Annotated in this window: 15 protein-coding genes and 1 tRNA gene; 5 read left to right on the top strand and 11 right to left on the bottom strand. The window is 44.4% G+C overall.

Going from position 1 to position 22698, the window contains the following annotated elements:
• Positions 1-51 precede the first annotated feature (51 nt).
• On the top strand, positions 52-1146 hold the full coding sequence (gene ychF, locus WAE59_RS00715) for a redox-regulated ATPase YchF (RefSeq protein WP_337853998.1): 1095 nt from the start codon (positions 52-54) through the stop codon (positions 1144-1146).
• A gap of 46 nt (positions 1147-1192) precedes the next feature.
• Positions 1193-1861 carry a hypothetical protein gene (locus WAE59_RS00710; RefSeq protein ID WP_337853997.1) on the top strand — a complete coding sequence of 223 codons (669 nt, stop codon included), beginning with the start codon at positions 1193-1195 and terminating at the stop codon, positions 1859-1861.
• 4 nt (positions 1862-1865) lie between these two features.
• Here the strand turns inward: WAE59_RS00710 and mgtE are convergent, their stop codons facing one another.
• The gene (gene mgtE / locus WAE59_RS00705) at positions 1866-3236 is read right to left on the bottom strand and encodes a magnesium transporter (protein WP_337853996.1); all 1371 of its coding nucleotides are present in this window, start codon (positions 3234-3236) and stop codon (positions 1866-1868) included.
• Between the two features lie 179 nt (positions 3237-3415).
• Between mgtE and WAE59_RS00700 the strand changes: the two genes are divergently transcribed.
• The 3 genes from WAE59_RS00700 to WAE59_RS00690 all read left to right on the top strand — a co-directional run bounded on the left by WAE59_RS00700 (position 3416) and on the right by WAE59_RS00690 (position 5238).
• Positions 3416-3487: transfer RNA gene (locus WAE59_RS00700), tRNA-Arg, on the top strand.
• A gap of 169 nt (positions 3488-3656) precedes the next feature.
• The gene (locus tag WAE59_RS00695) at positions 3657-4670 is read left to right on the top strand and encodes a basic secretory protein-like protein (protein ID WP_337853995.1); all 1014 of its coding nucleotides are present in this window, start codon (positions 3657-3659) and stop codon (positions 4668-4670) included.
• A 142-nt stretch (positions 4671-4812) separates the two neighbouring features.
• Positions 4813-5238, top strand: coding sequence for a hypothetical protein (locus WAE59_RS00690; protein ID WP_337853994.1), 426 nt, complete (start codon positions 4813-4815; stop codon positions 5236-5238).
• 3 nt (positions 5239-5241) lie between these two features.
• Here the strand turns inward: WAE59_RS00690 and WAE59_RS00685 are convergent, their stop codons facing one another.
• The 10 genes from WAE59_RS00685 to WAE59_RS00640 all read right to left on the bottom strand — a co-directional run bounded on the left by WAE59_RS00685 (position 5242) and on the right by WAE59_RS00640 (position 22623).
• Positions 5242-6597 (bottom strand): FGGY-family carbohydrate kinase, encoded by a 1356-nt coding sequence (locus tag WAE59_RS00685; protein WP_337855350.1) that lies wholly within the window; start codon positions 6595-6597, stop codon positions 5242-5244.
• A gap of 13 nt (positions 6598-6610) precedes the next feature.
• Complete coding sequence (locus WAE59_RS00680; RefSeq protein ID WP_337853993.1) at positions 6611-7885, bottom strand: TIM barrel protein; 1275 nt, start codon at positions 7883-7885, stop codon at positions 6611-6613.
• Positions 7886-7901: 16 nt separating this feature from the next.
• Positions 7902-10022 (bottom strand): bifunctional aldolase/short-chain dehydrogenase, encoded by a 2121-nt coding sequence (locus tag WAE59_RS00675; RefSeq protein ID WP_337853992.1) that lies wholly within the window; start codon positions 10020-10022, stop codon positions 7902-7904.
• A 28-nt stretch (positions 10023-10050) separates the two neighbouring features.
• Entirely contained in the window at positions 10051-11145 is a 1095-nt protein-coding gene (gene rhaT, locus WAE59_RS00670) for an L-rhamnose/proton symporter RhaT (protein ID WP_337853991.1), read from the bottom strand.
• 105 nt (positions 11146-11250) lie between these two features.
• Positions 11251-12282, bottom strand: coding sequence for a GntR family transcriptional regulator (locus tag WAE59_RS00665; RefSeq protein ID WP_337853990.1), 1032 nt, complete (start codon positions 12280-12282; stop codon positions 11251-11253).
• A 34-nt stretch (positions 12283-12316) separates the two neighbouring features.
• Positions 12317-14995, bottom strand: a complete 2679-nt coding sequence (locus tag WAE59_RS00660; RefSeq protein WP_337853989.1) for a glycoside hydrolase family 78 protein — start codon at positions 14993-14995, stop codon at positions 12317-12319.
• A 23-nt stretch (positions 14996-15018) separates the two neighbouring features.
• Positions 15019-17688 (bottom strand): glycoside hydrolase family 78 protein, encoded by a 2670-nt coding sequence (locus WAE59_RS00655; RefSeq protein ID WP_337853988.1) that lies wholly within the window; start codon positions 17686-17688, stop codon positions 15019-15021.
• A 91-nt stretch (positions 17689-17779) separates the two neighbouring features.
• Positions 17780-18193, bottom strand: coding sequence for a hypothetical protein (locus WAE59_RS00650; RefSeq protein WP_337853987.1), 414 nt, complete (start codon positions 18191-18193; stop codon positions 17780-17782).
• Between the two features lie 63 nt (positions 18194-18256).
• Positions 18257-20956 (bottom strand): glycoside hydrolase family 2 protein, encoded by a 2700-nt coding sequence (locus WAE59_RS00645; protein ID WP_337853986.1) that lies wholly within the window; start codon positions 20954-20956, stop codon positions 18257-18259.
• A 50-nt stretch (positions 20957-21006) separates the two neighbouring features.
• A complete protein-coding gene (locus WAE59_RS00640; RefSeq protein WP_337853985.1) occupies positions 21007-22623 on the bottom strand; it encodes a Na+/H+ antiporter in 1617 nt (538 codons plus the stop codon).
• Between the last annotated feature and the right edge of the window lie 75 nt (positions 22624-22698).

The following is a 22698-nucleotide window of genomic DNA, read 5'->3' as shown; positions in this document are numbered from 1 at the left end:
ATATTTTTAAAAAATTGATACCTTTGCGCCAAATCAAGAAAAAAATCATACATGGCATTACAATGTGGTATAGTAGGTTTACCAAATGTTGGAAAATCTACCTTATTTAACTGTTTATCAAACGCAAAGGCTCAGGCTGCAAATTTTCCTTTTTGTACCATCGAGCCCAATATAGGGGTAATCACTGTTCCTGACGACAGGTTGACGAAATTGGAAGAGCTGGTTAAACCAAACCGTGTAGTGCCAAACACCATCGAGATTGTAGATATTGCTGGCCTTGTAAAAGGAGCTTCTAAAGGAGAAGGCCTTGGAAATCAGTTTTTGGGAAACATCCGTGCCACCAATGCGATCATTCACGTATTGCGCTGTTTTGATGATGGCAATGTGATCCACGTAGACGGTTCTGTAGATCCCATACGCGACAAAGAAATTATCGATACTGAATTGCAACTGAAGGATCTGGATACTGTTACCAAACGCATCCAGAAAGTTGAGAAGATGGCGAAGACAGATAAGGATGCAAAAAGGACATTTGATATCCTGAGCATCATCAAAACGCATATTGAGTCTGGAAAATCAGTCCGTTCGGCAGCAGTAGAAGCTGATGATTTTGAGTACATTCAGGATCTTGGCTTACTCACTCAAAAACCAGTGATGTATGTTTGTAATGTAGATGAAAATTCTGTCGTCACTGGAAACGCCTACGTAGAACGCGTAAAAGAGGCCGTAAAAGATGAGAATGCAGAAGTATTGGTCATCTCCGCTAAAATAGAATCAGAAATTGCGGAAATGGACAGCTACGAAGACCGTCAGGAATTTCTTGCTGATCTGGGCCTAACAGAATCCGGTGTCAATAAGTTGATCCGCGCTGCCTACCGCTTACTGGATCTCTATACTTATTTCACTGCAGGTGTACAGGAAGTACGTGCCTGGACCATCACCAAAGGCTTTACTGCTCCTCAGGCAGCAGGCGTAATCCATACCGACTTTGAAAAAGGTTTTATCCGTGCAGAAGTGATTAAATATACTGACTTTGTAACCCTTGGATCTGAAGCCGCATGTAAAGATGCCGGTAAACTTGGCGTAGAAGGAAAAACCTATATTGTAGAAGATGGCGACATCATGCACTTCCGTTTTAACGTTTAGTTCCAGACCTTCAAGTCTTAAGCTTCGGTACAGTTTGTTGTTCATCATGGCAATCTGTACCGTTCAAATGAAGGCACAGGGGGTTATAACACCGAGCGTAGCCAGGCCCATTCGTGACCCATTTGACTTCAAAGTTAATCCGCGAAGCTTAAAGACGATCGAATTTGAAGCCGGAAAAACAGCCAGCTTTAGTGAGGTAGACAATCGTGTGATCGACTCTCTGTTTCTTCTGGATAAGAATTATGATTTTGAATTTCGCCTCTGGAGCAGGTATTCGAGTATGAACTTCAACAATGTATTTATCTTAAGATTGAGCAACAATACCTGGACGGCAAGGTATTTTGATCTAAACGAGTGTTATGGCGACCCTAAAAAGTTTAAGGAGCGAACGGTAGACCAGTCTAAAGTCCATCAACTCTGGTCAATGCTCGTACGAAATAAGGTTTTGACATTGCCAGATATGAAAGAGTTGCAAAGTCAAATGGTCAACTACGAGATCGATACAACAGCACTGCTTATCCAGGGCAGGGGTACCCAGGTGATGGATGGCGTACTATATTCCTTTGAGTTGCTTACACCTGCAAAGAAAAGATATTACAGCTATGCAAATCCTAGTATATACATGAAACTCTACAGCAGCATAGCAGCATTGGCCTATGCCCAGCTTAATGTGTTAGTGATTCAAAAGTTCCTCGGAAAAACTGCTTCCAGGTAAACCGTTACAGCAGTACCCCTTTAAGAAACAGCATGGCCATAGAAAAATAGATAATCAGGCCGGTAACATCTACAAGCGTAGCTACAAAAGGTGTGGAAGACACCGCTGGATCAGCCCCTAATTTTTTAAGCAGCAATGGCAACATAGAGCCCATCAATGTGCCCCAGAGCACTACCCCAATCAATGAACACCCCACAACCAGGCCAATAAGTACAGGCTCATCCAGCGAGCCGGAAATCAGTTGCCAGCAAATGATCACCGAGAAGCTCAGCAAACATAAAGTAGTACCCAGAAAGATACCGGAGAAAATCTCTCTTCGCATTACCCTCCACCAGTCGCGAATGGTGATCTCGCCCAGAGCCATCGCCTGAATAATTAGTGTAGCCGCCTGAGAGCCACTATTACCGCCACTCGAAATGATCAGCGGGACAAATGTCGCCAGCATCACTACTTTCTTGATCTGGTCTTCAAAATTAGACATGGCAAAAATAGTGAGCAGTTCACCGAAAAACAGCACGATCAACCATACGACCCTTTTTTTGTATAGTTCAAAAACCGGTACATCCAGGTAAGGCTCATCGAGCGCCTGTGTACCCCCTATCTTGTGAATATCTTCTGTATATTCTTCATTGGCAATCCAAAGGATGTCATCTACCGTAACAATGCCCAGCAATACATTACTGTCATCCACCACGGGTAAAGCCACCCGGTTGTTCATCCGGAACACATTGATGGCTTCCTCCTGAGGGTCGGTTACTTTTAATGCAATGAGCCTGTGATCCGTGAGTTCTCCTATTTTGGCTTCCGGATCAGCCAGTAAGATTTCCCTGATCCTCATATCATCAAGCAGCACTCCTTCTTTATCGATCACATAGATCACATCGATGGTTTCAGAATTTTTACCATACCTCCTGATGTGTGCAAGCACCCTGCTGACAGTCCAGTCTTTCTTTACTGCGACATAATCCGGGGTCATCAAGCGTCCTACGCTATCCTCTTCGTAACCGAGCAGCGACAATGCCTCTACCCTGTCCTTTGCGGGCAGTAAAATGATCAGTTTGGCTACAGCATCCCCTTTCAGCTCACTAAATAAAGAAGTTCTGTCGTCCGGCGGCAATAAATTGATCAATTGGGCCAGTTTGGTTCCGGGAAGCTTTTTAATGATCCGCTCCTGCGTGGGAAAGTCCAGGATTCGAAAGACGTTGACAGCTCGGTTGACTGAAAGCGTGTCTATGAACTTAACGGCATGTTGCGGGAGTTCATCTATAAGATGTTCTACATCTGAGATGTTCAGATCGTCCAGAAAAACCTTCAACTGAGCATCGTCCTCCAGCTCCAAAAGCTTTTCGATTTCTTCCACAACCATTTCTTCCATATGCACCGCGTTTTGTTTACATGACCTTATTGCCTTATTGCTGCAAAAATGCCTTTTTTATTTTTAAATGCGGCCATATAGAACGTTTTTTATGTTTTTTTAACAGGATTTCAGGCTTTAGTTATTTGATGTTTTATTATACGGATTAGTTTCCTATTTTTGCAGTCCCAAGATTACTTGTCTCCGTAGTTCAATGGATAGAATTTTGGTTTCCGGTACCAACGATATGAGTTCGAATCTCGTCGGGGACACAAAAGGCCTTACCATCAGTAAGGCCTTTATTTTTCCTTAGCCCTGTATCTTCAATTTTACAAAAACATCTTCCGCGATCAGTTAAATTAGCCCTCTGTTACCAACTAAAACGTTTTTCTCTACGCATTGCAATTAAACACACAATAAACTATATCAAGCAACAAACCCATGTTAAAAAAAATCACACCATTTGCATTACTGCTGATATTGTCTGCAACTGCTTTTGCTCAAAATGCGGTTACACCAAGATCCAATGGCCAGGGCCAAAATCGTCGTTCCCGGGGTTACCAGGTTGAAATCATCAATCATTCCAGTACCCCCCTGGATACAATTACTACGCAGGCACTCAACAAAGCCTTCCAGACCATCTATCCAAAATTTGCGCAGGCAGACGGATACAGGACGAAAAGAGAGGCAACATTAGAACTTTCTGATCAGTTTGAAGGAACCATTAGTGCAAAGGCTGGAGCGATCATCATCAATCGAAGCTGGCTGCAAAAAAATGGAAAGAAACTGGAAAAGGAGCTGATGTATCAGTTTTCCAGAAGCTGGGTCTCTGTAGATACCATCAACAAAAAAGGATACAGCCTCGTTTTCATTAGCAAAGATCCCAACCTGGATCAGAAAGTAAAGCAAAACCTGATTGATACCTATTTTAAAGTATACCCCGTCCTGGTAAAAACATTCAATAAGAAATCTACGAAAGATGTACTTTTCGTGGTAGATACAGCTTACGGCGGTGTAGCAGAGGCGAGTGGCAACAGGATCCTCTTCAGTTCCAAATACATGAAATCCAACCCCACAGATATCGATGTGGTGACACATGAAACTATGCACATCGCTCAGGGATACGGCTATAGTGCAGGCCCTGTATGGCTTACAGAGGGTATTGCAGATTATGTGCGCTATAAATATGGAGTGGATAATATTGGTTCAAAATGGAGCCTTCCTGAATTTAATACCAGACAAAATTATACAGATAGCTATCGCATCACTGCCCGTTTTTTCGAATGGATCGAACAACATGTAAAAAAAGGGATGATCTCTGAATTGGATCAGCAGCTGCGTGCCCATACTTATACTGAGAAATCATGGGCCGCCCTCAGCGGAAAAACTGTTGACCAGCTCTGGCAGGATTATGCAAAATCACCAGATTTAAAATTAACCTATAGCGGAAAATAAATTGGCTTCATTCAGTTTGTTCATTTCAATAACACTACATTTGAATTGACAACTTATCTTTTATATTTATTCCAGTTCACGTGACGGTATTGGATTTTCATAAAAAATCTACCCTGTCACGTGACGATTAAAAAATAAATATATGAAGAAATTTTTAACGCTATTTCTATTGACAGGCCTGTTACTCTCCTGTAAAAAAGAAGATCAAACAGCTGGTTTCAGTCTGACCGGCACCAGTTGGGAACATTCATGGTACAACAGCGACAATGTCATTTGGTTCGGCAGGCTCGATTTTACCTCAGAAAATCAAGTGGTCTTCTCCAATTCATTTACCAAAGATAAACTCATGTCTGCTACGGGACGCGCAGTCCTGACTTATACCATTGAAGATATCAGCTCTGCATCTCCCAAAATTCACATCACAGGAAAATATAACAATATAGCTGGCGAACCCGGCAAAGGGGCCACTGTTGACTATACCCTTTCTTACATTCCTCCCTCCGGTTTAGAAGAAGCAAAGTTAAGTGCAGAAAATGCTGGTACTTTTATCAAAGTCGTGTACAAGTAAACATCAGGAATGCTGGGGATGAAGTGTGGAATAGTATTTCAGGGCGATAATGTCATTTGGGAGTGTCTTGGTATTCCAGGCACTGTGGATCGCTAATGCTGCTCCTACAGCCGTTGCCTGTGCCATATGGGCTGCAAAAACCTCCAAGCCAGGAAATGCTGCTGCCAGCAGATTCATGAAAATGATATTCTTACTGAATCCTCCGTCTACAAATATCCTTTTTACGGCAGTTCCTTTCAATACCAGGTTGGTGGCTACCAATTGCTGTGCGACAAGATCTTGTATCAACTGGTGATAAGCTGCAACATCATCTGCATATTCATTCAGATCCCGTTCAGAAAAGCTGTCTGCCTTTTCCTTTTTTGAAAGTGCGGCTATAACGGAGGGATCATAAGCGATATTGCGGTAATTGAAGGCATCTGTATTGAAATGCGTTGCAATCCGCTTCACTTCCTGCTCATGTTCATATCCCGAAAAAAGCCGGGATGCCTTTACTGGTCTTCCCTGATATTCCAGATAACATAAGCAATCCTGTTTCAGTTCCTCTTCAGTCAGTGCCTCAGCATTAAATGGATTTAAACTAATGCTCCAAGTTCCGGTCGACAACAAGACAAAGGGTTCATGGAAACTAACCAGGTAAGGGATCAGTGCTGCAGAACTATCGTGGAGTCCGGCACCGACCGCATAATTATTACCTGGAAATGCAGCCGGCACGACCTGATCTGAGCCAATGACAGGAGCCAATTTTTTGTCAATCCCCTCCGCTCTGACCCAATGGTGGTAGTCATGCCGGTTAAAATCCCATAAATGAGTATGACATCCAATACTGGTAATGTCGGAATAAGCCTCCCCTGAAATCAGGTAACTCAGGTATTGAGGCAGGTGTAAAGCGTATTGTATGTCAGCAAAGAGCCCCGGTTTTTCATACTTCAACCGGTAAATCTGCATCCCGGAATTCAGGCTTCCCAAAACGGGTGAAGCTGTTTCTTTACTTAAGGTATATTCTCCACCATATTGTTTATAAAATTGTTCCTTTAGCGCATCCGGGTACGCTTTCAGATAATTGTATAGGGGAGTCAAAGGTTTTCCCTCCTTATCAATGTAAACAAAGCTAGCTCCGTAAGTCGCGAAATTGATGGCCTTGATCTCAAACTGAGGATTCTTAAAAACTTCTCTCAATGAATCAAAGACAGAAAGCCTCAAGCTCTCTAAATTCTCGCATGGATCACCATCCTCATCTTCTGTCTCCGTAAATCGTGCAGACCTTTCAAATACGATCCTGTAATTTTCATCGAACAGAAATAGTTTCTTGTTGGTTTTACCTACGTCAAAAATCGCGATAACCGGAATTGCTTTCATCATCTCCACTTTATTACAAACCTGTTGCTACAGTTTTTAAGCCACGACTGCTGATCAATTCCTTTCTTACGTTCAGTGTTCTGAACAGTTGCAATGGTGCTAAGGCAGCACCTGCACGCAAACGTGCTTCTGCTACCAGGGCGCGAAGATCTGTACGGAATGCCTGTTGAAGGATTTCCTGGGCACGCACCACATCATTATTGGCCTGGGCCTGCTTCAAAGACTCCCGGTCTACAGATAAAGCCTGTGCATAAGCCAACATAATTGCCTCCACAGACTGCAATAGGTCTTCAAGTGGGTCTTTCACATTATGGGAAGCGTCGATCATCCAACCCAGATCCTCTCTGTGGTTCATGCCCCTTGCATCCATACCTTCCACCAGTTCATTAAAAATCAGGAACAGTTGGTAAGGCTTCATGCTACCTGCAGTCAAATCATCATCCCCGTATTTGGAATCATTGAAATGAAAGCCACCGAGCTTTCCTTCCATCAGCAGCAGCGCGACGATTTGCTCGATGTTGGCGTTAGGTAAATGGTGACCAAGATCAACCAGCGTAAAAGCTTTTGGGCCTAACTTATTGGCATACAATAGTGACTGTCCCCAGTCTCCTACAGTGGTGGAATAGAAATTCGGTTCGAAAGCCTTGTACTCTACAAAGACCTTCCAGTCGGCCGGAAGTGAAGCATAGATCTCCTGCAGACTTTCCAAAGTATTCTGAAATGCAGTTCTGAAATTCAATTGCCCAGGAAAGCAGGATCCGTCTGCCAGCCAAACCGTTAAGGCTTTGGAACCCAGCTCCACGCCTTGACGAATGACCTCAATATTGTGCTCAATCGCTTGTTTACGAACGGCTTTGTTTACATGTTGCAGGGAGCCAAACTTATAACTGTACTCCTGGTTTTGCTGATCCTGAAAGGTATTGGAATTCATCGCATCAAAACCCAGCCCATGCTGGGCTACCAATGCCTTGATCGCCGGAACATTTTCGGCCGTATCCCATGGAATATGCAGAGAGATTGTTCCACTCGCGGCATTTAGTTTGTGCAACAAACCAATGTCTTCTATCTTTTCTTCAATATTGCGCGGCTCGCCTCCTGAAGAAAAACGTCCAAAGCGGGTTCCCCCCGTTCCGAGAGCCCAGCTTGGTATGCCGATCTGGAAATCAATCAGTTTCTGTATGATTTCTTCAGCATTGGAAACTTCATCCTTCGTAACAGCGAGCTTGCGCTGGTGTTTTGGTAAAAGATCCGTATTGTGCGATTCTATATGATAATTCTCTAACTTCATGTTGTTTATATTTTGGTTAACGGACAAAAGCTGTTGCTACGCCTCCGTCCACATTCAATACATTACCTGTCGACTTATTCAAAAGCCCCCCGGCGAATGCAAAGCAGGCATTGGCGATATCTTCAGGCAGGATGATTTCATTTAGCAAGGTACGCTTTGCATAATAAGCGGGCAACTCTTCTACTGTAATCCCATATGCTTTAGCACGACCTTCTGCCCAGCCACCAGCCCAGATATTACTGTCGCTGATCACCGCATCTGGATTGACCACGTTGACGCGGATACTGTCAGTACCCAATTCTGCTGCATTCAATCTGCTCAAATGCAACTGTGCTGACTTGGCACTACCATAACCTGCGTTATTCGGACCACTGACCAATGCATTCTTACTCACAATATTGAGTATATCTCCACCGATATCCTGCTTCCGCATCACTGCTGTTGCGGCTTGGGTTACAAAGAACTGCCCTTTTACCAACACATCATATAAAAGATCCCAATCCTTCTCAGTATGGTCAGCAATGGTTTTGGAAATGGAAAGACCTGCATTGTTGACCACAATATCAATCCCTCCAAAGGCAAGTGCTGCAGCATCAAATGCATGATCTATCTCTTCCTGACTCGTGACGTTCAATACTGCTGTACTATAAGCATCCTTCCCGAATTGTTGCTCAAACTCAGCTCCTGCTTCCGTTAAACGTTCAGCATTCATATCATTTAAGACAACCACTGCACCTTCTGCAATGAATTTTTTCGCTATGGCCTTACCTATGCCACCCGCACTTCCTGTGATCAGTGCAATTTTCCCGGTCAGTGGTTTTGGCTTAGGCATGCGCTGTAATTTAGCCTCCTCCAACAACCAGTATTCAATATTGAAAGCCTCCTGATGCGGTAAAGATGTATATTCAGAGATGGCTTCAGCGCCTTTCATGACGTTGATGGCATTGATGTAAAATTCTGCAGCAACCCTTGCAGTCTGTTTGTCTTTGGAAAAGGTAAACATCCCTATTCCCGGATATAAGATCACTACAGGGTTGTTATCCCTGATCGTCGGACTGTTCGGATGCTTACAGTTTTCATAATAAGCGGTGTACATTTCCCTGTAAGCTTCAAATGCTGGAAGCAAGGCAGACTTAATGGCTTTGGTATCCGATAAGTCGGCATCAGTTTCGAGATCCAAAACCAGTGGACTGATTTTGGTCCTCAGGAAATGGTCAGGGCAACTTGTACCCATTGGTGCAAGACGGAAAAGGTCATTTGAGTTCGTGAACTCCAGAACACGTGCATCATCTGTAAAATGTCCGATCATGTGTTGCTTTGAAGAACACAGTCCACGCAACACCGGCGCTAAGGTAGCGGCTTGTTTTTTGCGTGTTGCTGCATCGGCACTTTCTATCTTCTGTCCACCAAAAACAGGACCTTTTTTACCATAGTTCTGGGCGAGGTATTCCGAACAGATTTCAATGACATCCAAAGTATTCAGGTAACTTTCATAAGCGGTATCTCCCCAGGTAAACAAACCATGGGAGCCCAGCATAATGCCACGGATACCTGGATTTTCATCCAGACATTGCTTCAATTGTAAGCCAAGTTCAAATCCGGGCTTTTTCCATTCTACCCAACCGATCGTACCGCCAAAAAGTTCCTGGGTGATTTTTTTTCCATCTTTCGCCGCAGCTATGGCAATAGCCGCATCGGGATGCAAGTGATCGATATGTTTAAATGGCAGGAAGCCATGTAAAGGCGTATCAATAGAGGGTGCTTTAGAGCTCAGATCAAAGATGCAATGATTGAACAATTCTACCATCTCGTCCTCATGTGCTACACCACGGTAGATGTTCTTAAGACTGCGCAGGCGATCCACATAAAGTGCGGCCAGACCACTTTTCTTCAATGTACCTAAATCACCACCTGAACCCTTAACCCACATGACTTCAGTTTCCAGTCCGGTCAGGGGATCTTTTTCCATCAATTTACAAGAGGTATTTCCACCGCCATAGTTGGTTAAGCGCAAATCTGCGCCCAGCAAATTAGAACGGTAAATGAGTAACGCAACTTCGTCCCCGGCCAATTTCGCGGCTTCCTCTTCATTCCACAAATAGCTGACGTGATTATAACTTTTCGTTTCGATTGACATTATAGTATTTTATTTATTTTTTTAAGATTTAAGCTTTAATTGAGTTCCCGTAACCAACAATAAGGACAGACAAGATAATGGTCAGGATTCCCACCAATACCGTGACCAGGGTCTTTTTAGACACCCCTTTCCATTCCTTTAGTATAAGACCCCAAACGTTTGCGATTAAGATGATGAAAGCCATATGCAGAATCCAGGAACTGGCACCATTTCCCATTTTACTTTCGCCCATTCCATAGAAAAAGAACTGAAGGAACCAGGTAGTACCCGCCAGTGCAGAAAACGCGTAGTTTTTCAACAATGGTGTAGCAGCATTGGTGTAATCACCGAACGTTTTGTTTCTCGCATTCAGAATCATACACCAGATAAAGTTGGTGGTCAGCCCACCCCACAGTACAATGATATACGTCACGTTATTTGAAAACAAAAAGTTCCCGCTCTCCCCGGGATTTGCGGCCTTCCATATGGCATTTGCTGCATCCGCCATAGGTTTACCTGCTTCTATACCGAAATTGAAACAGGCACTCAGTACACCCGAAACAATTCCCACAAACAGGCCCAGGCCAAATTTATATTCTGTCTTTACCGTCAGCCCGTGCGGATCTGTAATGTCAGCCTTGATTTCCTTTTCTTTCATCATGCCCGCTTTACCACAGATAATGATGCCCAGCACACAGACAAACAGGCCTAACATCACCATGCGTCCCCAATCTGTCTGCAGAAACATGGTAAAAGTATCCTTTCCGGCTTGCGGAAAAATATCGAAATAAATAGAAGGCAATATGGATCCCAGAACCATGCAGAGCCCCAATATGATACTGCTTCCCAGGGAAACGCCAAGGTAACGGACCCCGAGTCCGTAAGTCAGTCCACCTACTCCCCACAATACGCCAAAGAAATAAGCCAGACCTATGGTATTTCCCTCGGCAGCTGTGATGATCGCAGTAAAGTTTGGGATCGTCAGATAAGCAGCCAGGGGCGGAACAATTAGCCAGGAGAAAATCCCGCCTACAATCCAATAGCTTTCCCAGGACCAGCCTCTTACCTTTTTATAGGGTATATAAAAACTACCGGAGGCAAACCCTCCTATAAAATGAAAAATGATCCCGAAAATGGCCTGCATAAATGTGAGTTATTATATTTGGTTTATAATTCTCCTAATTTATACAAGAACTTATGCCCAACTGTCATGTACTATCATGATAGAGGCCATAAATTTCAAATTTATTTAGATAGATGCGCGTTTGGTGTAATAGAAAGGTACCTCAACATGTTTGGTCGAATGCTCCAGAATTAACTGAGCCGCGACAGTCCCCATAAACCTGAAGTCTGTAGATATGGTAGTAATGCCGTTAAGAATGATCTTCTTCAATGGGGTTTCATTGTATGAAATCACTCCTACATCTTTGCCAATCTTATATTCCATACCAATCAGTCTTTCTAAGAGGATGACCAAATCGTCTTCCATCAAATTGATGAACACTTCCCCCTGGTTGATGGGTTCATCTAAGATATTGCTCACGATTTTAGGCGTAAAAGCATACTGCTGGCAAAAGCGGTGAAAGCCATCCAATATCTCCTTGGGAAAATAACTGAGCTTCGGAAAAATGATCTTTAAGGTGTGGTACTTACTCAGATGAGTCCTTGCCTGCTCCAGAGCATCATAGATATTCTGTTCAAAATTCTCATAGGCCGCGGCATACATTCCATCAATGCCTGGAATTTTCTTGTCTAATAGAATGAGCTTTTCTTTTGGCAAAGCATTGATAATATCCCTTGCTTGTTCCTCTCCCTCTATAAAATGAGGAATGATTACATAATGAGAATAATCTTCCTTTCTGTTGGTCAGGAAACGCTTGAATAAAGTAAAATCATTATTGTAAATATAGAAGTCCACAGACACATCGTCACCTAAGGCAGCGATAAAAGCATCATAGACGATTTTCTTGTGGGCACTTAACTTATTAAAAAGCAGGAATATCTTTAGCTTCCTTTTGAAATCAATGTTCGATATATAATACCCTTTACCAGGCACAGAATTGATCACCCCGATGTTCTTCAGGTATTTGTATCCTTTCTCCGCGGTATCCCTTGAAATGTCGAGCTTATAACTCAGTTCGTTGATCGAGGGCAGAAGGCTTTCCTTCTTTAGTGTCCCCTGCTCTACTGCCTGGATGATCGCATTGGAAAGCTGCAAGTATTTGGGCGTTGCCGAATACTCGTCTACGTGTATAAAATCAAAAAAATCAGGTACCTTCATCGTTTTGTGATGATGAAGGTACAAAATTTAGGAATCATTTAATTTCAAACTGATATTTCCCCGCTTTTATTTCCGTTTTGATACCGATCGATTTCCCGTACTGATAAGCTTTTTTACCTTCTGGCAATGGCAATATCACTGTAGCTGTAGAATTCGCAGGAACCACGACCTCGTAGATTACCGTATTTCCCGACCGTTTCCAGGCAGAAGAAATAACGCCATAGGGTCCATCGTGACTGGCTTCAAAATGGTTCAGTCCACTCACAAAATTGGGTTTCAGGATCACGTTCTTAAAACCGGGCTGTTGCTCATCAGGTTTAATACCGCCCAACCCTTTGAAGAACCAGCCTCCGATTTCACCAAACATCATATGGTTCAGAGAAATATCCCTTTCTGCCTTAATGTTCCAGTTTTCATAGAGTGTGGTTGCACCGTTTACAATCCACCATCCCCAGGAAGGATAAGTATCCTGAGCGGCGAGCCTATAGGCCGTTTCGGCCTGACCATTGTCACTAAGCGCATTTAGAATCGCTTTCGCCCCAAGAACGCCTACGTCAAGGTGCATGCCATCGGCAGCAACACGCTTAGCCAGGTTATCCGCGATCTTTGCTTTCAACTCTTCAGGTGCAATACCCCATTGCAGTGCGACGCTCAGTTCGGTCTGTACACCAGAACCATAAATGCCAGTCTCTCTATTCAGGTATTTGTCATTAATCGCTTTTTTGATCTTCTCTGCGAGATCCCGATAGTAGGCCTCATCCTCTGGTTTCCCAAAGAGCTTTGCAGCTTTGGTTAAAATCACTGCATCTACATAAAAGTAAACGGAAGAGGTATATTCCAGCGAAGACTGGGACTTCACAGGTACCCAATCCCCCCTTCCGAAAGTCGTCAGATAACCTTTGCTGATGCTGTTCACATAGTCCACATATTTCTTGATACTGCCATAACTGTCAAATAACAGCTTGCTATCTCCGTAAAACTGGTAAATTTCCCATGGAATAATGGCAATGGTGCTCGTCCAGTCGGTTCCATTTGCAGTACCGTAACCCCATCCTCCAGTCGGAATAATATCTGGTAAAACACCATTAGGGCGCTGCTCGTCCCGGTGGTCTGCCAGCCATTTTTCGTATACCGTAATTCCGTCGTAATTGTACAGTCCGGTTTCAATTGCGAAATGACCATCCCCTGTCCAGCCGTTCTTTTCACGTTGAGGACAATCCGTAGGGTAGCCATACAGGTTAGAAAGATAGGAGTTATTAGTTGCCCACCATAAGCGGTTGATCAGCTCATTGGAGGAATTGAGCTTACCTACGGCAGGAACGTCACTATGCATAAAGTAACCGGTAATACTCTCTTTGTTCAGCTCGACTGGCTTGCTACTGCTCACTTCTACATACTGAAAACCTTTGTAATTGAACTTAGGCATGAATTCTTCCACTCCCTCCCCGTTCAGGGTAAAAATATCCGTACCAAAGGGATCGCTCTTATCTTTAGGACGGTAGTACACATCAATATTGGAAAGGTCCAGCCGGCCATTGTCATATAAGCGTTCTCCATGTTTAATGCGGAGCACAGTTCCCCGTTCTCCTTTTAGCCTTATCCTGGTAACACCGGCGATATTCTGCCCCAGATCAAACAGATAAGTTGTATCATTGATCTTCTTTACTGATTTTACGGCAAGGGTTTGAACATTCCGGATCGGGTGCATCAGTTGGCTTACGATATTATTGGATGGTGCTGTTCTGGACACGGAGGACTGCCAGTTGCCATCATCAAAACCGGGAGTATCCCAACCCTTCTGGGCAAGCCTTGCGTCATAGTGTTCACCAGTATAAATGCTGTTCAGGGTCAGCGGACTAGCTGAGGTTTTCCAGTCGGTTCCGGACCTGACCAACTCAGTGCTGCCATCTGTATAACTGATGCGCAGGTCCATACAGAAAGTTGGCCTGGCCCTCCAGGGTGCCCTGTCAAAGTTCCAGACTGCGATCGACTGGTGGTTATACCAGCCGTTTCCCAACAATATACCTACAGCATTTTGCCCATTTTGCAGGTAACCTGTCACATCATAGGTCACGTACAGCGTGCGCCTGTCAAAACGCGTATACATTGGGTCCAAACGATGGTCTCCAACCTTTTTTCCATTGAGGTAAAGCTCATACAGACCTGCTACCGCCACATAAGCCCGGGCAGATTTTATTTTCTTTGCAGCAGAAAAGCGCTTACGGAAATAAGGGGCCGACCTGTCATCGATGCTCTTCCCATCACTGATCCAGCTTCCCTTCCAATTGTCCATCTTCATCATTCCGGTTTCAAAACTGGCAACAGCAGTGGGCATTGGCTTTCCATCCTTATCCCATACTTCCAACAGCCAATAGTATTTGCTAAAGGCTTCAAGTGGCTTTCCCTGATAGTTGACCAAACTGGAACCTGAAAGGAGCTTTCCGCTATCCCAGGCTTCACCTTTTCTTTTAGTGACAGCAATGGAATCCTTGCCTACAATCAGTCTGTATGCGGTCTGTCTCGCGGCTTTGCGGCTATCCATCATCTTCCAGGATAGTCTCGGCGAGGGGTTATCCAAACCTATCGGGTTGACCAAATGTTCACATTGAAGTGATACCGGCTTGGTAGGTTCCGCAGCAGAAGCTCCTATGCTTCCGCATAATATCCCCAGCAGCAGGCCTAAAGAAGTCCTTCGTAATAAGTTAAAATTCATTAGTATGTTCGTGTTTGTGTGTGTTATATTTTGCTTTCAAAATGGTATGTTCCTGAACCTGACTGCTCCGTTTTTCCATCTGGAAGAATGACGGTAGCCTGGGTATTTGCCGGAATGACCACATCCAGTTTAAACAATCCATTTTCAATTTTCCAGGACGACTTCACAAGACCATAGCTCGTCATCAATTCTGCCGCTGCATGGCTGATCTTTCCTCCGGGCTGTGGTTTTATGATGATTTTCTTATAACCAACGGCCGACTCATCGGATTGGATCCCGGTCATCGTACGGTACATCCAATCGCCTATAGCACCGTATGCATAGTGGTTGAAAGAATTCATCGATTCGGTCTGAAAACTGCCGTCTGGTTTGATGCCATCCCAACGCTCCCAAATGGTTGTAGCCCCCATTTTTACGGGATACAGCCAGGATGGGTAACTTTCCTGCAACAACAGATCATAGGCGACATTGGTATGTCCAAAGCGACTCAATACATGACAAAGGTAAGGCGTTCCCAGAAAGCCGGTAGTGAGGTGATTGCCATAACTTCTCACATTATCTACCAGACGTTGTGCAGCCTGTGCCCTTAGTTCTTCCGGTAGCATATCGAATTGTAATGCCAATACATAAGCAGTCTGGGTACCGGAAACCAATCGGCCATTTCCAGTCAGGTATTCTTTTACAAAAGCAGATTTGATGTCCCCCAGTAATTTAGTGTATTCAGCTACGTCCTCCTGCTTTCCTAAAACCTTCGCTGCATTGATCAGCAACTGCGTAGAATGGGCATAAAAGGTCTGGGCAATCAGGAATTTGTCAGTTACTGCAGCCCTTCCATCTGTATCATCATCGGGTCCATAGAATAGCCAGTCACCAAAATGCCTCCCGCTGTTCCATAACCCGTTCCTGCTGGTGCCTTTGATGTAGTTCACCCAGGCCTTCATACTGTTGTATTGTTCTTCCAGTATCCGCTGGTCCCCATAAGCGACATACATATCCCAGGGAACAATAGTGGAAACGTCTGACCAGCCACTGGACCCTGCTTCCCCACTGCCGATTACATTCGGAATGACGTGAGGGATGCTGCCATTCTGAAACTGTTCGGCTTTGACGTCCTTGAGCCATTTGGTAAAGAAACCTGCCACATCCATATTGTAAGCAGCGGTACGGTAAAATGCCTGAGCATCACCTGTCCAGCCCAGGCGCTCATCCCGCTGGGGACAGTCTGTGGGTACATCCAGGAAATTACCCTTTTGTCCCCACTGAATATTGTGCTGTAACTGATTGATCAGAGGGTTGGATGTTGTAAATGTACCGGTCTGCTTCATATCTGAATGCAATACGATCGCTGTGAGTCCGGCAGTATCTACCTGCCCTGGATATCCCTCCAATTTCACATATCTGAAACCTTGAAAGCTAAAATGTGGTTCAAAAACCTGATCGGTACCATTCAGGATGTAAATATTCTGTGCCCTGGCGCTCCTCAGGTTTGTCGTGTAGAAATTACCTGCTTTATCCAGTACTTCGGCATGGCTCATCGTGATCTTCGTTCCCGCAGGTCCTTTTATTTTCATCCTTACCCAGCCCACCAGGTTCTGACCAAAATCGACTACTGTTTCTCCTTTAGGGGTTTTGATCAGCTTGATCACTTTTAAACGTTCATGCATGGTCACCGGCGGGCCAGTCATGCTCACCAGCTCTGATTTCCCATCGGGAAGTACTTTAACCGGAAGCCATGAGGTATCTTCCTGGTAACCAGTATTATTCCACCCGGTACGTTCTAATCTCGAATCGTAAATTTCTCCATTATAAATATCTGAGGAAAGAATTGGTCCATAACTGGTCTTCCAGCTCTCGTCAGTCTGAATAACTTGTTTTGTACCATCTGTAAAAGTCAGTTCAATTTGCAGCAATAGGGCTCGGGTATCGCCATAAAAATTATGCTGGTGTCCAAATCCGATATGGCCGGTATACCAGCCATCGCCAAGGCTTACACCAATTGCATTGCTGCCCTTTTTGATGGCCGCAGTCACGTCATAAGTCTGAAACTGCAATCGTTTTTTATAACTCGTCCAGCCAGGTGCAAAATAACTGTCGCTAACGCGTTGCCCGTTAATCGCAGCTTCATACAATCCTTTAGCGGTAACATAAACCAGGGCCTGCTGTACCTTTTTGGCCACCGTAAATTCTTTTCTAAATATAGGGCTTCGATCGGAGGTATCTTTCCCAGGTACCGAAATCCATTGTGCTGTCCAATCCTCTGCCTTTATGCCCATCTGCCAGAATTTAACCGCTGTCCAGCCAGCTGTATTACCATGATTGTCCTTTATCCTCAGCTGCCAGAAATACCGGGTTCTCGACTCCAGTACCGGACCGGTATAATTGATATGCACAGACTGATCAGTATTTTTTGAATCCTTCCAAAGTATTTTTTTACCTGATGCCAGCGCCTTTGCATCTAGTCCAACCCTGATTTCATAAGATTGCTGCAGTGTGTTTTTGGTCGAAGTATTGAGTTTCCAGCTGAACCTTGGGCTTTGCGTTTCCACACTGAGCGGGTTGTCCTGATATTCAACTTTCAGATCGTAAAGACTCAGCTTCTGAGCTGAAAGCGATGTAGAAAATGCAATTGACAGCAAACACACTGTCAATTGCACTAACCTTTTAGCAAATCGTTTTTTAGATATTTGTATCATGTTTTAAATATATTCGGATTCTACTAGTATCCGCAATATATTTTAAACCGGCATCATGCACTATCCTGCTGAGCCTGTAATAAACCTGTGATCAATCAAATTGGATCTGGCTCGCACCGGATACCTTTTCTATGTGACAGGCACACTTTCCACCCCTGATTTTTACCGAAGCAGATTTAGTCTGGTTGGTTTCCATTGAGGTTCCGGTCACTTTTAGTTGATCGCCATCATTGGACAGGTTCAGCAAATGACCATCGTCTGCCACGATATAAGTTCCCTTAATCAGGTTTACAGTGGCACTTAAGGAAGACTTCAAAACCTCCCCGGTCCTTTCATTGACCACACTGTAACTTTTCAACTCTGCCGCTTCACCCTTATTGTCCACAAACTGAATGGTTACCGAGGTAAAAACTTCTGTGCAAATCTTATTTTCACAGTCCTGGTTTTCCTCTTTACATGAGCCCATTAAAGCGGCAAATAGCAACAATAGTAATGTCTTTTTCATAATCGATCTGTTTTAGAAACAATACGTATCAACTGGACCAAACGCTACAAATAAATTACCATACTAGGGTAATTTCAGTATTTTTTCCTGTCCGGAGTTAAAAGCATCTACTACAATCATTCGTTTGGATCCTGGAGCTACACCGCTGTAGTCTATACTGATTGTCTTATGCTCTCCCGGTAAAAGGCTAAAAAAGTTATCCGAATAAAATGCCGGCCTCAAGCTTTTACCTGCTTCGTCCTGCAATTTGATTTGGGTAAAAAAAGCAATGGCATCAGAAGGGTTATGCACCTTCACCAATAACTTAGATCCTTTTTGCTGGGTATAATCCACATTTAAGGCAACCTTCTTCAGCTCATTCAACTGTTGGAAGCCAGAAACTGCCGGACCTGTCAAGGTCCATGCCCCCTCATATTTGTCTTTAGACCTCCAGTAAAAAGAATCCGATACTTGCTTACCGCTTTGATCTTTTAAGATCAGCTTAATGAAATGAACCTGTGAAATGTTTTCCGGAAATTCCAATTTAAGGGCATCTTTAACCAGCCCATCAGCCGGTATGTCGACCACAACGTCCTTTACCGCTATTTTTTTGGAATGGATATCATAAATCTCTGCGTAGACATGGTAAGCCTTGAATGATTTACGAAGGTCATTATAGACCGAAACCGTATTCTTTAAATAATCAAACTGAGCATGCAGCGGCTCAAGGCCATCCTGTGAATAATACAAAGCAGCTGTGGGTTCCAGACTCCAGTCGTACATTCTGCTACCAGTCTGCTTCACCGGACTGTTGTGGTACCAGAATAAAAATCCTGAAGCCCAGCGGTCTCCAAATCCAAATTTATTATAGTTCCATACCTCCCAGATCGCCCTGAAGTTGAGCGCACCTACGAATTGTGCCTTTTTTGCAAATTCCGCTATCGAACCAGATGTGCCAAACTGGTTGACCGCATCAGTATATTTGGTCGTTACCTGGTGAAAACCTCCCCCGTCCATATAATCCCACACCGATCTATTCATTGGCCATAGGTCTTTAGCGGGCATCATCTCCCGTAATGACTCTACAGTAGGAAGACAAGGTGTGCCGTATTCCGGATTGAAACCATCGACCCTACTCCCTCTTTTTGATGCTGTATTTTCAAAATACTGCATCGGATTTTCATATTTATACGGACTTCCGTCGTGTACGCCACAACATTCCGACTGCATCTGGTAACCTCTGCTTGGATCCAGTTCCCTAATCAGCGCCGCAGCACCTTTTACTTCTGTAGATTCATTGGAAGAAACATGATAGGCTAAAGAAGCATGGTTCCTGATGCGTTTCACCGTACTTGCTACATTCTCCAGGTAAAGTGCTTCATCGCTGGGAAAACGGGTATCCCCGGTAAGCCAATATTCATTCCAGACCAAAAATCCCAGTTCGTCACACCTGTCAAAGAAGTAATCGGACTCTGCTATACCACCACCCCATAGCCGCAGCAAATTTAGCCCCGACTGCCTGGTATACCGCAATTCGGCTTCTGTACGGCTTCTGTCGTTTCTTAACATGGCTTCCGGAATCCAATTGGTTCCCCTGATAAATACCGGATAACCGTTCACTAAAAAGCGGCGGGATTTATCAGGTGTATCCTGATCGGAAGTAATCTCACGCACACCGAAACGCAGAGATTTGCTATGGCTTACCACGTTTCCTTTTACGAAACTCAATTGCAAGGTGTATAAATATTGGTTTCCTTTATTCAAAGGCCACCATAATTTAGGTTTTTTCAAATTCAACTGGGCATAGGCTTCTGGTGTAAAAACCACAACTTTCCGCTCTTTGGGCTGAAGGCTCACATTTTTTTGGAACGTAATGCCAGATTCTTTGATCAAGCCCTTGACCAGTCCCGATTGTGCCTTGGAACTGGCATTGTAGACCTCTACCGAAACCTGTTGTTTGGCAGAACTTGTATCCGGAAGAGGCAGTTTAGAATAGGTAAAGGGATGCTCCAATACCACATCTCCGGTCGCATAAACCTCGATATCTCTCCAAATCCCCGTGTTTCGGTCACGCACACCATCCGGCTGCGTAAAGTCCCAGCCTACGCTCATGAGCATGGTTACATTCTTACCGATTTCCCCGTTTCCACCGTTCCTGTTTTCACCAATGGCACCGGTAGCATTATTGCCTTTGGTATTACTGGTACCTGGAACATCTACGGGTGTAATGTCGATTGCAAGAACGTTCTGTCCCTGCTTTGCGAGCAGATCTGTGATGTCAAAAGAACGGGTATTAAACATACCTTCCAGCCTGCCTAATTTTTTCCCATTGAACCAGATTTCACTTTTGTAATTGATCCCGTGTAATTTCAGCCAGGTCCGTTTACCTTTAAAGCTGGCAGGAACGCTAAAATTCGTCCTGTACCAGTAATGGTAAAACTCACGTCCTGCATCGGCCATATCGGGAATGATATTGTTGGTCCGCCGGTTTACATCTCCGTAGTAGGGATCCGGATAGGTTTTATTTTCTACCAGACTGGTCAATACAGTGCCGGGAACAACGCCGTTGACCCATGATGTAGTAGCAAAAGAACTGCTGGAAATTGCTGCGCCATCTGCCGAAATTTTTCCAGCCTGCTGGATCTTCCACTGGTGTGCTGCACCATGCTTGGCTTTTGAAGTTAAAAAAAAGGAATAGGAAGAGGATGGCTTAGACAGCCCTGTATCCTGCGCAAACGCAGTACTCCCTATGATGACGAATAAAGCTGCAACTAAATGTCTCATAATTGATTGGTTTGTATTTGATTTTATGGCCCGAAGATAGGAATATATTTCTATCCGTGCGAAGGCGCAATGATCTTGGCTTCATCGAAATCGAGCTGATATTCCTGTCGCCGGATTTCCTCATCGCTGAATTGCTTTTCTTTACGGATCAGAAATAATTCCCGGCGCTGAACTTCGTACAGATCCAACAATACGCTATTGTAAACTTCGAGTTCCTCTCTCTCCATATCCACACATTCCAGTGAATCGAGTCTTTGCCTCATGATGGCAATATCATTCTCCAATTGCTGCTTCAGGAAACCTACCAGTTCGTTTTCTGCTGATTCCCTGGCATAGCGTTCATTGATCCTTTGGAGCGCAACGCCCATCAATCTCGACTTAATCGCCGCCTCTTGTTCTCCTTCGGGTGGGAAATCAGGAATGTCCTTGATCTTGATCCACTTGATAATCAGGGGCAGTGTAAGTCCCTGAAAGACCAGTGTGACCAATATCACGATGAATGTAATGAACAGGATCAGGTTCCTGTGTGGAAAAGCAGATCCGTCCTTCATCAATAAGGGTATAGATAAAGCCGAAGCCAGAGATACCACTCCCCTCATGCCTGCCCAGCCAACAATCAAAGGCCCCTTCCAAAGTGGGTTTTCGGTATCCATGCGTTTCTTATTGCCCAGCCATACCGGTACATAGGCGATTGGAAATACATAGATCAGCCTCACCAGGATCGTAATCAGACTGATCACCAATCCATATCGTACAGCATCGGCTATAGAATAATGTCCCAGATCTTCAATCACTACAGGGAGTTCCAGCCCGATCAGAATGAAAACCAGTCCATTTAGGGCAAATCCCAGGGTGGCCCAAACCCCAACGGTCTGTATTCTGGAATTGCTGTGCGAAAAGATTTCATGTGAGCGGTAAGACAGGAACAGTCCTCCACTCACCACCGCCATGACACCTGAAAAATGAAAATGCTCCGCGGCGATGTACATAAAATAGGGAGACATCAGGGTAAGCGTCGCATCTATACTCGGGGTGGTGGGCAGAAAACGGTGAATGACATACATCACGTGGGCAATGGCCAGACCAATGAGCACCCCCATAACTGCCGCACTAAAAAACTGGCCTACAGCTTCGCCAAAGGAAAACTGCCCGGACAAAACTGCCGCTAAAGCAAAGCGGAATACAATTAAACTGGAGGCATCATTGATCAGGCTTTCACCTTCCAGCACTTTTGTGAACCTCGCAGGTATTTTAATGTTTTTCAGCACAGAGGTAGCCGCGACTGCATCGGGCGGAGAAATAATACCCCCAAGTAAAAAACCCAGCGCCAGCGTAAAACCAGGTATCATCGATGAAGAAACATATGCGATGATGACAGAGGTAAAAAACACCAGTCCAAAGGCAAGCATCCCGATAGGCCTCCTCCACTTCCAGAAATCATTCCATGAGGTATACCAGGCCGCCTCATAAAGTAAGGGCGGTAAAAAGATCAGGAAGATCAGTTCTGGCTCCAGCTCTATCTTGGGCATCCCGGGAATGAAGCTTATGGCCAATCCGGCAAGTACCAGGAAGATCGGATAGGATATTTTGAGCTTTTGCGCCAGCATAATGAGCATAAACATGGCGAACAGCAGTACGAGGACGAAAAGTATATTTTCCTGAAACATAAGAGATAGTGGTGGTATGGCGTATGATTTGGATTTCTTGTTAAGGAAGGGCAATTTAAAAAAGTTTTTCCGTTT

Origin of the sequence: Pedobacter sp. GR22-6 (assembly GCF_037402555.1) — a bacterium.
In the GTDB taxonomy this organism is placed as follows: domain Bacteria; phylum Bacteroidota; class Bacteroidia; order Sphingobacteriales; family Sphingobacteriaceae; genus Pedobacter.
Note: the sequence above shows the minus strand (reverse complement) of the source record. Positions and strands in the feature narration are given on the sequence as shown.

Coding starts and splice junctions, on each gene's coding strand:
- WAE59_RS00655 (WP_337853988.1), bottom strand. CDS start 17,688: ATGATACAAATATCTAAAAAACGATTTGCTAAAAGGTTAGTGCAATTG.
- rhaT (WP_337853991.1), bottom strand. CDS start 11,145: ATGCAGGCCATTTTCGGGATCATTTTTCATTTTATAGGAGGGTTTGCC.
- WAE59_RS00680 (WP_337853993.1), bottom strand. CDS start 7,885: ATGAAGTTAGAGAATTATCATATAGAATCGCACAATACGGATCTTTTA.
- mgtE (WP_337853996.1), bottom strand. CDS start 3,236: ATGGAAGAAATGGTTGTGGAAGAAATCGAAAAGCTTTTGGAGCTGGAG.
- WAE59_RS00690 (WP_337853994.1), top strand. CDS start 4,813: ATGAAGAAATTTTTAACGCTATTTCTATTGACAGGCCTGTTACTCTCC.
- WAE59_RS00685 (WP_337855350.1), bottom strand. CDS start 6,597: ATGAAAGCAATTCCGGTTATCGCGATTTTTGACGTAGGTAAAACCAAC.
- WAE59_RS00645 (WP_337853986.1), bottom strand. CDS start 20,956: ATGAGACATTTAGTTGCAGCTTTATTCGTCATCATAGGGAGTACTGCG.
- WAE59_RS00640 (WP_337853985.1), bottom strand. CDS start 22,623: ATGTTTCAGGAAAATATACTTTTCGTCCTCGTACTGCTGTTCGCCATG.
- WAE59_RS00675 (WP_337853992.1), bottom strand. CDS start 10,022: ATGTCAATCGAAACGAAAAGTTATAATCACGTCAGCTATTTGTGGAAT.
- ychF (WP_337853998.1), top strand. CDS start 52: ATGGCATTACAATGTGGTATAGTAGGTTTACCAAATGTTGGAAAATCT.
- WAE59_RS00710 (WP_337853997.1), top strand. CDS start 1,193: ATGGCAATCTGTACCGTTCAAATGAAGGCACAGGGGGTTATAACACCG.
- WAE59_RS00660 (WP_337853989.1), bottom strand. CDS start 14,995: ATGAATTTTAACTTATTACGAAGGACTTCTTTAGGCCTGCTGCTGGGG.
- WAE59_RS00650 (WP_337853987.1), bottom strand. CDS start 18,193: ATGAAAAAGACATTACTATTGTTGCTATTTGCCGCTTTAATGGGCTCA.
- WAE59_RS00695 (WP_337853995.1), top strand. CDS start 3,657: ATGTTAAAAAAAATCACACCATTTGCATTACTGCTGATATTGTCTGCA.
- WAE59_RS00665 (WP_337853990.1), bottom strand. CDS start 12,282: ATGAAGGTACCTGATTTTTTTGATTTTATACACGTAGACGAGTATTCG.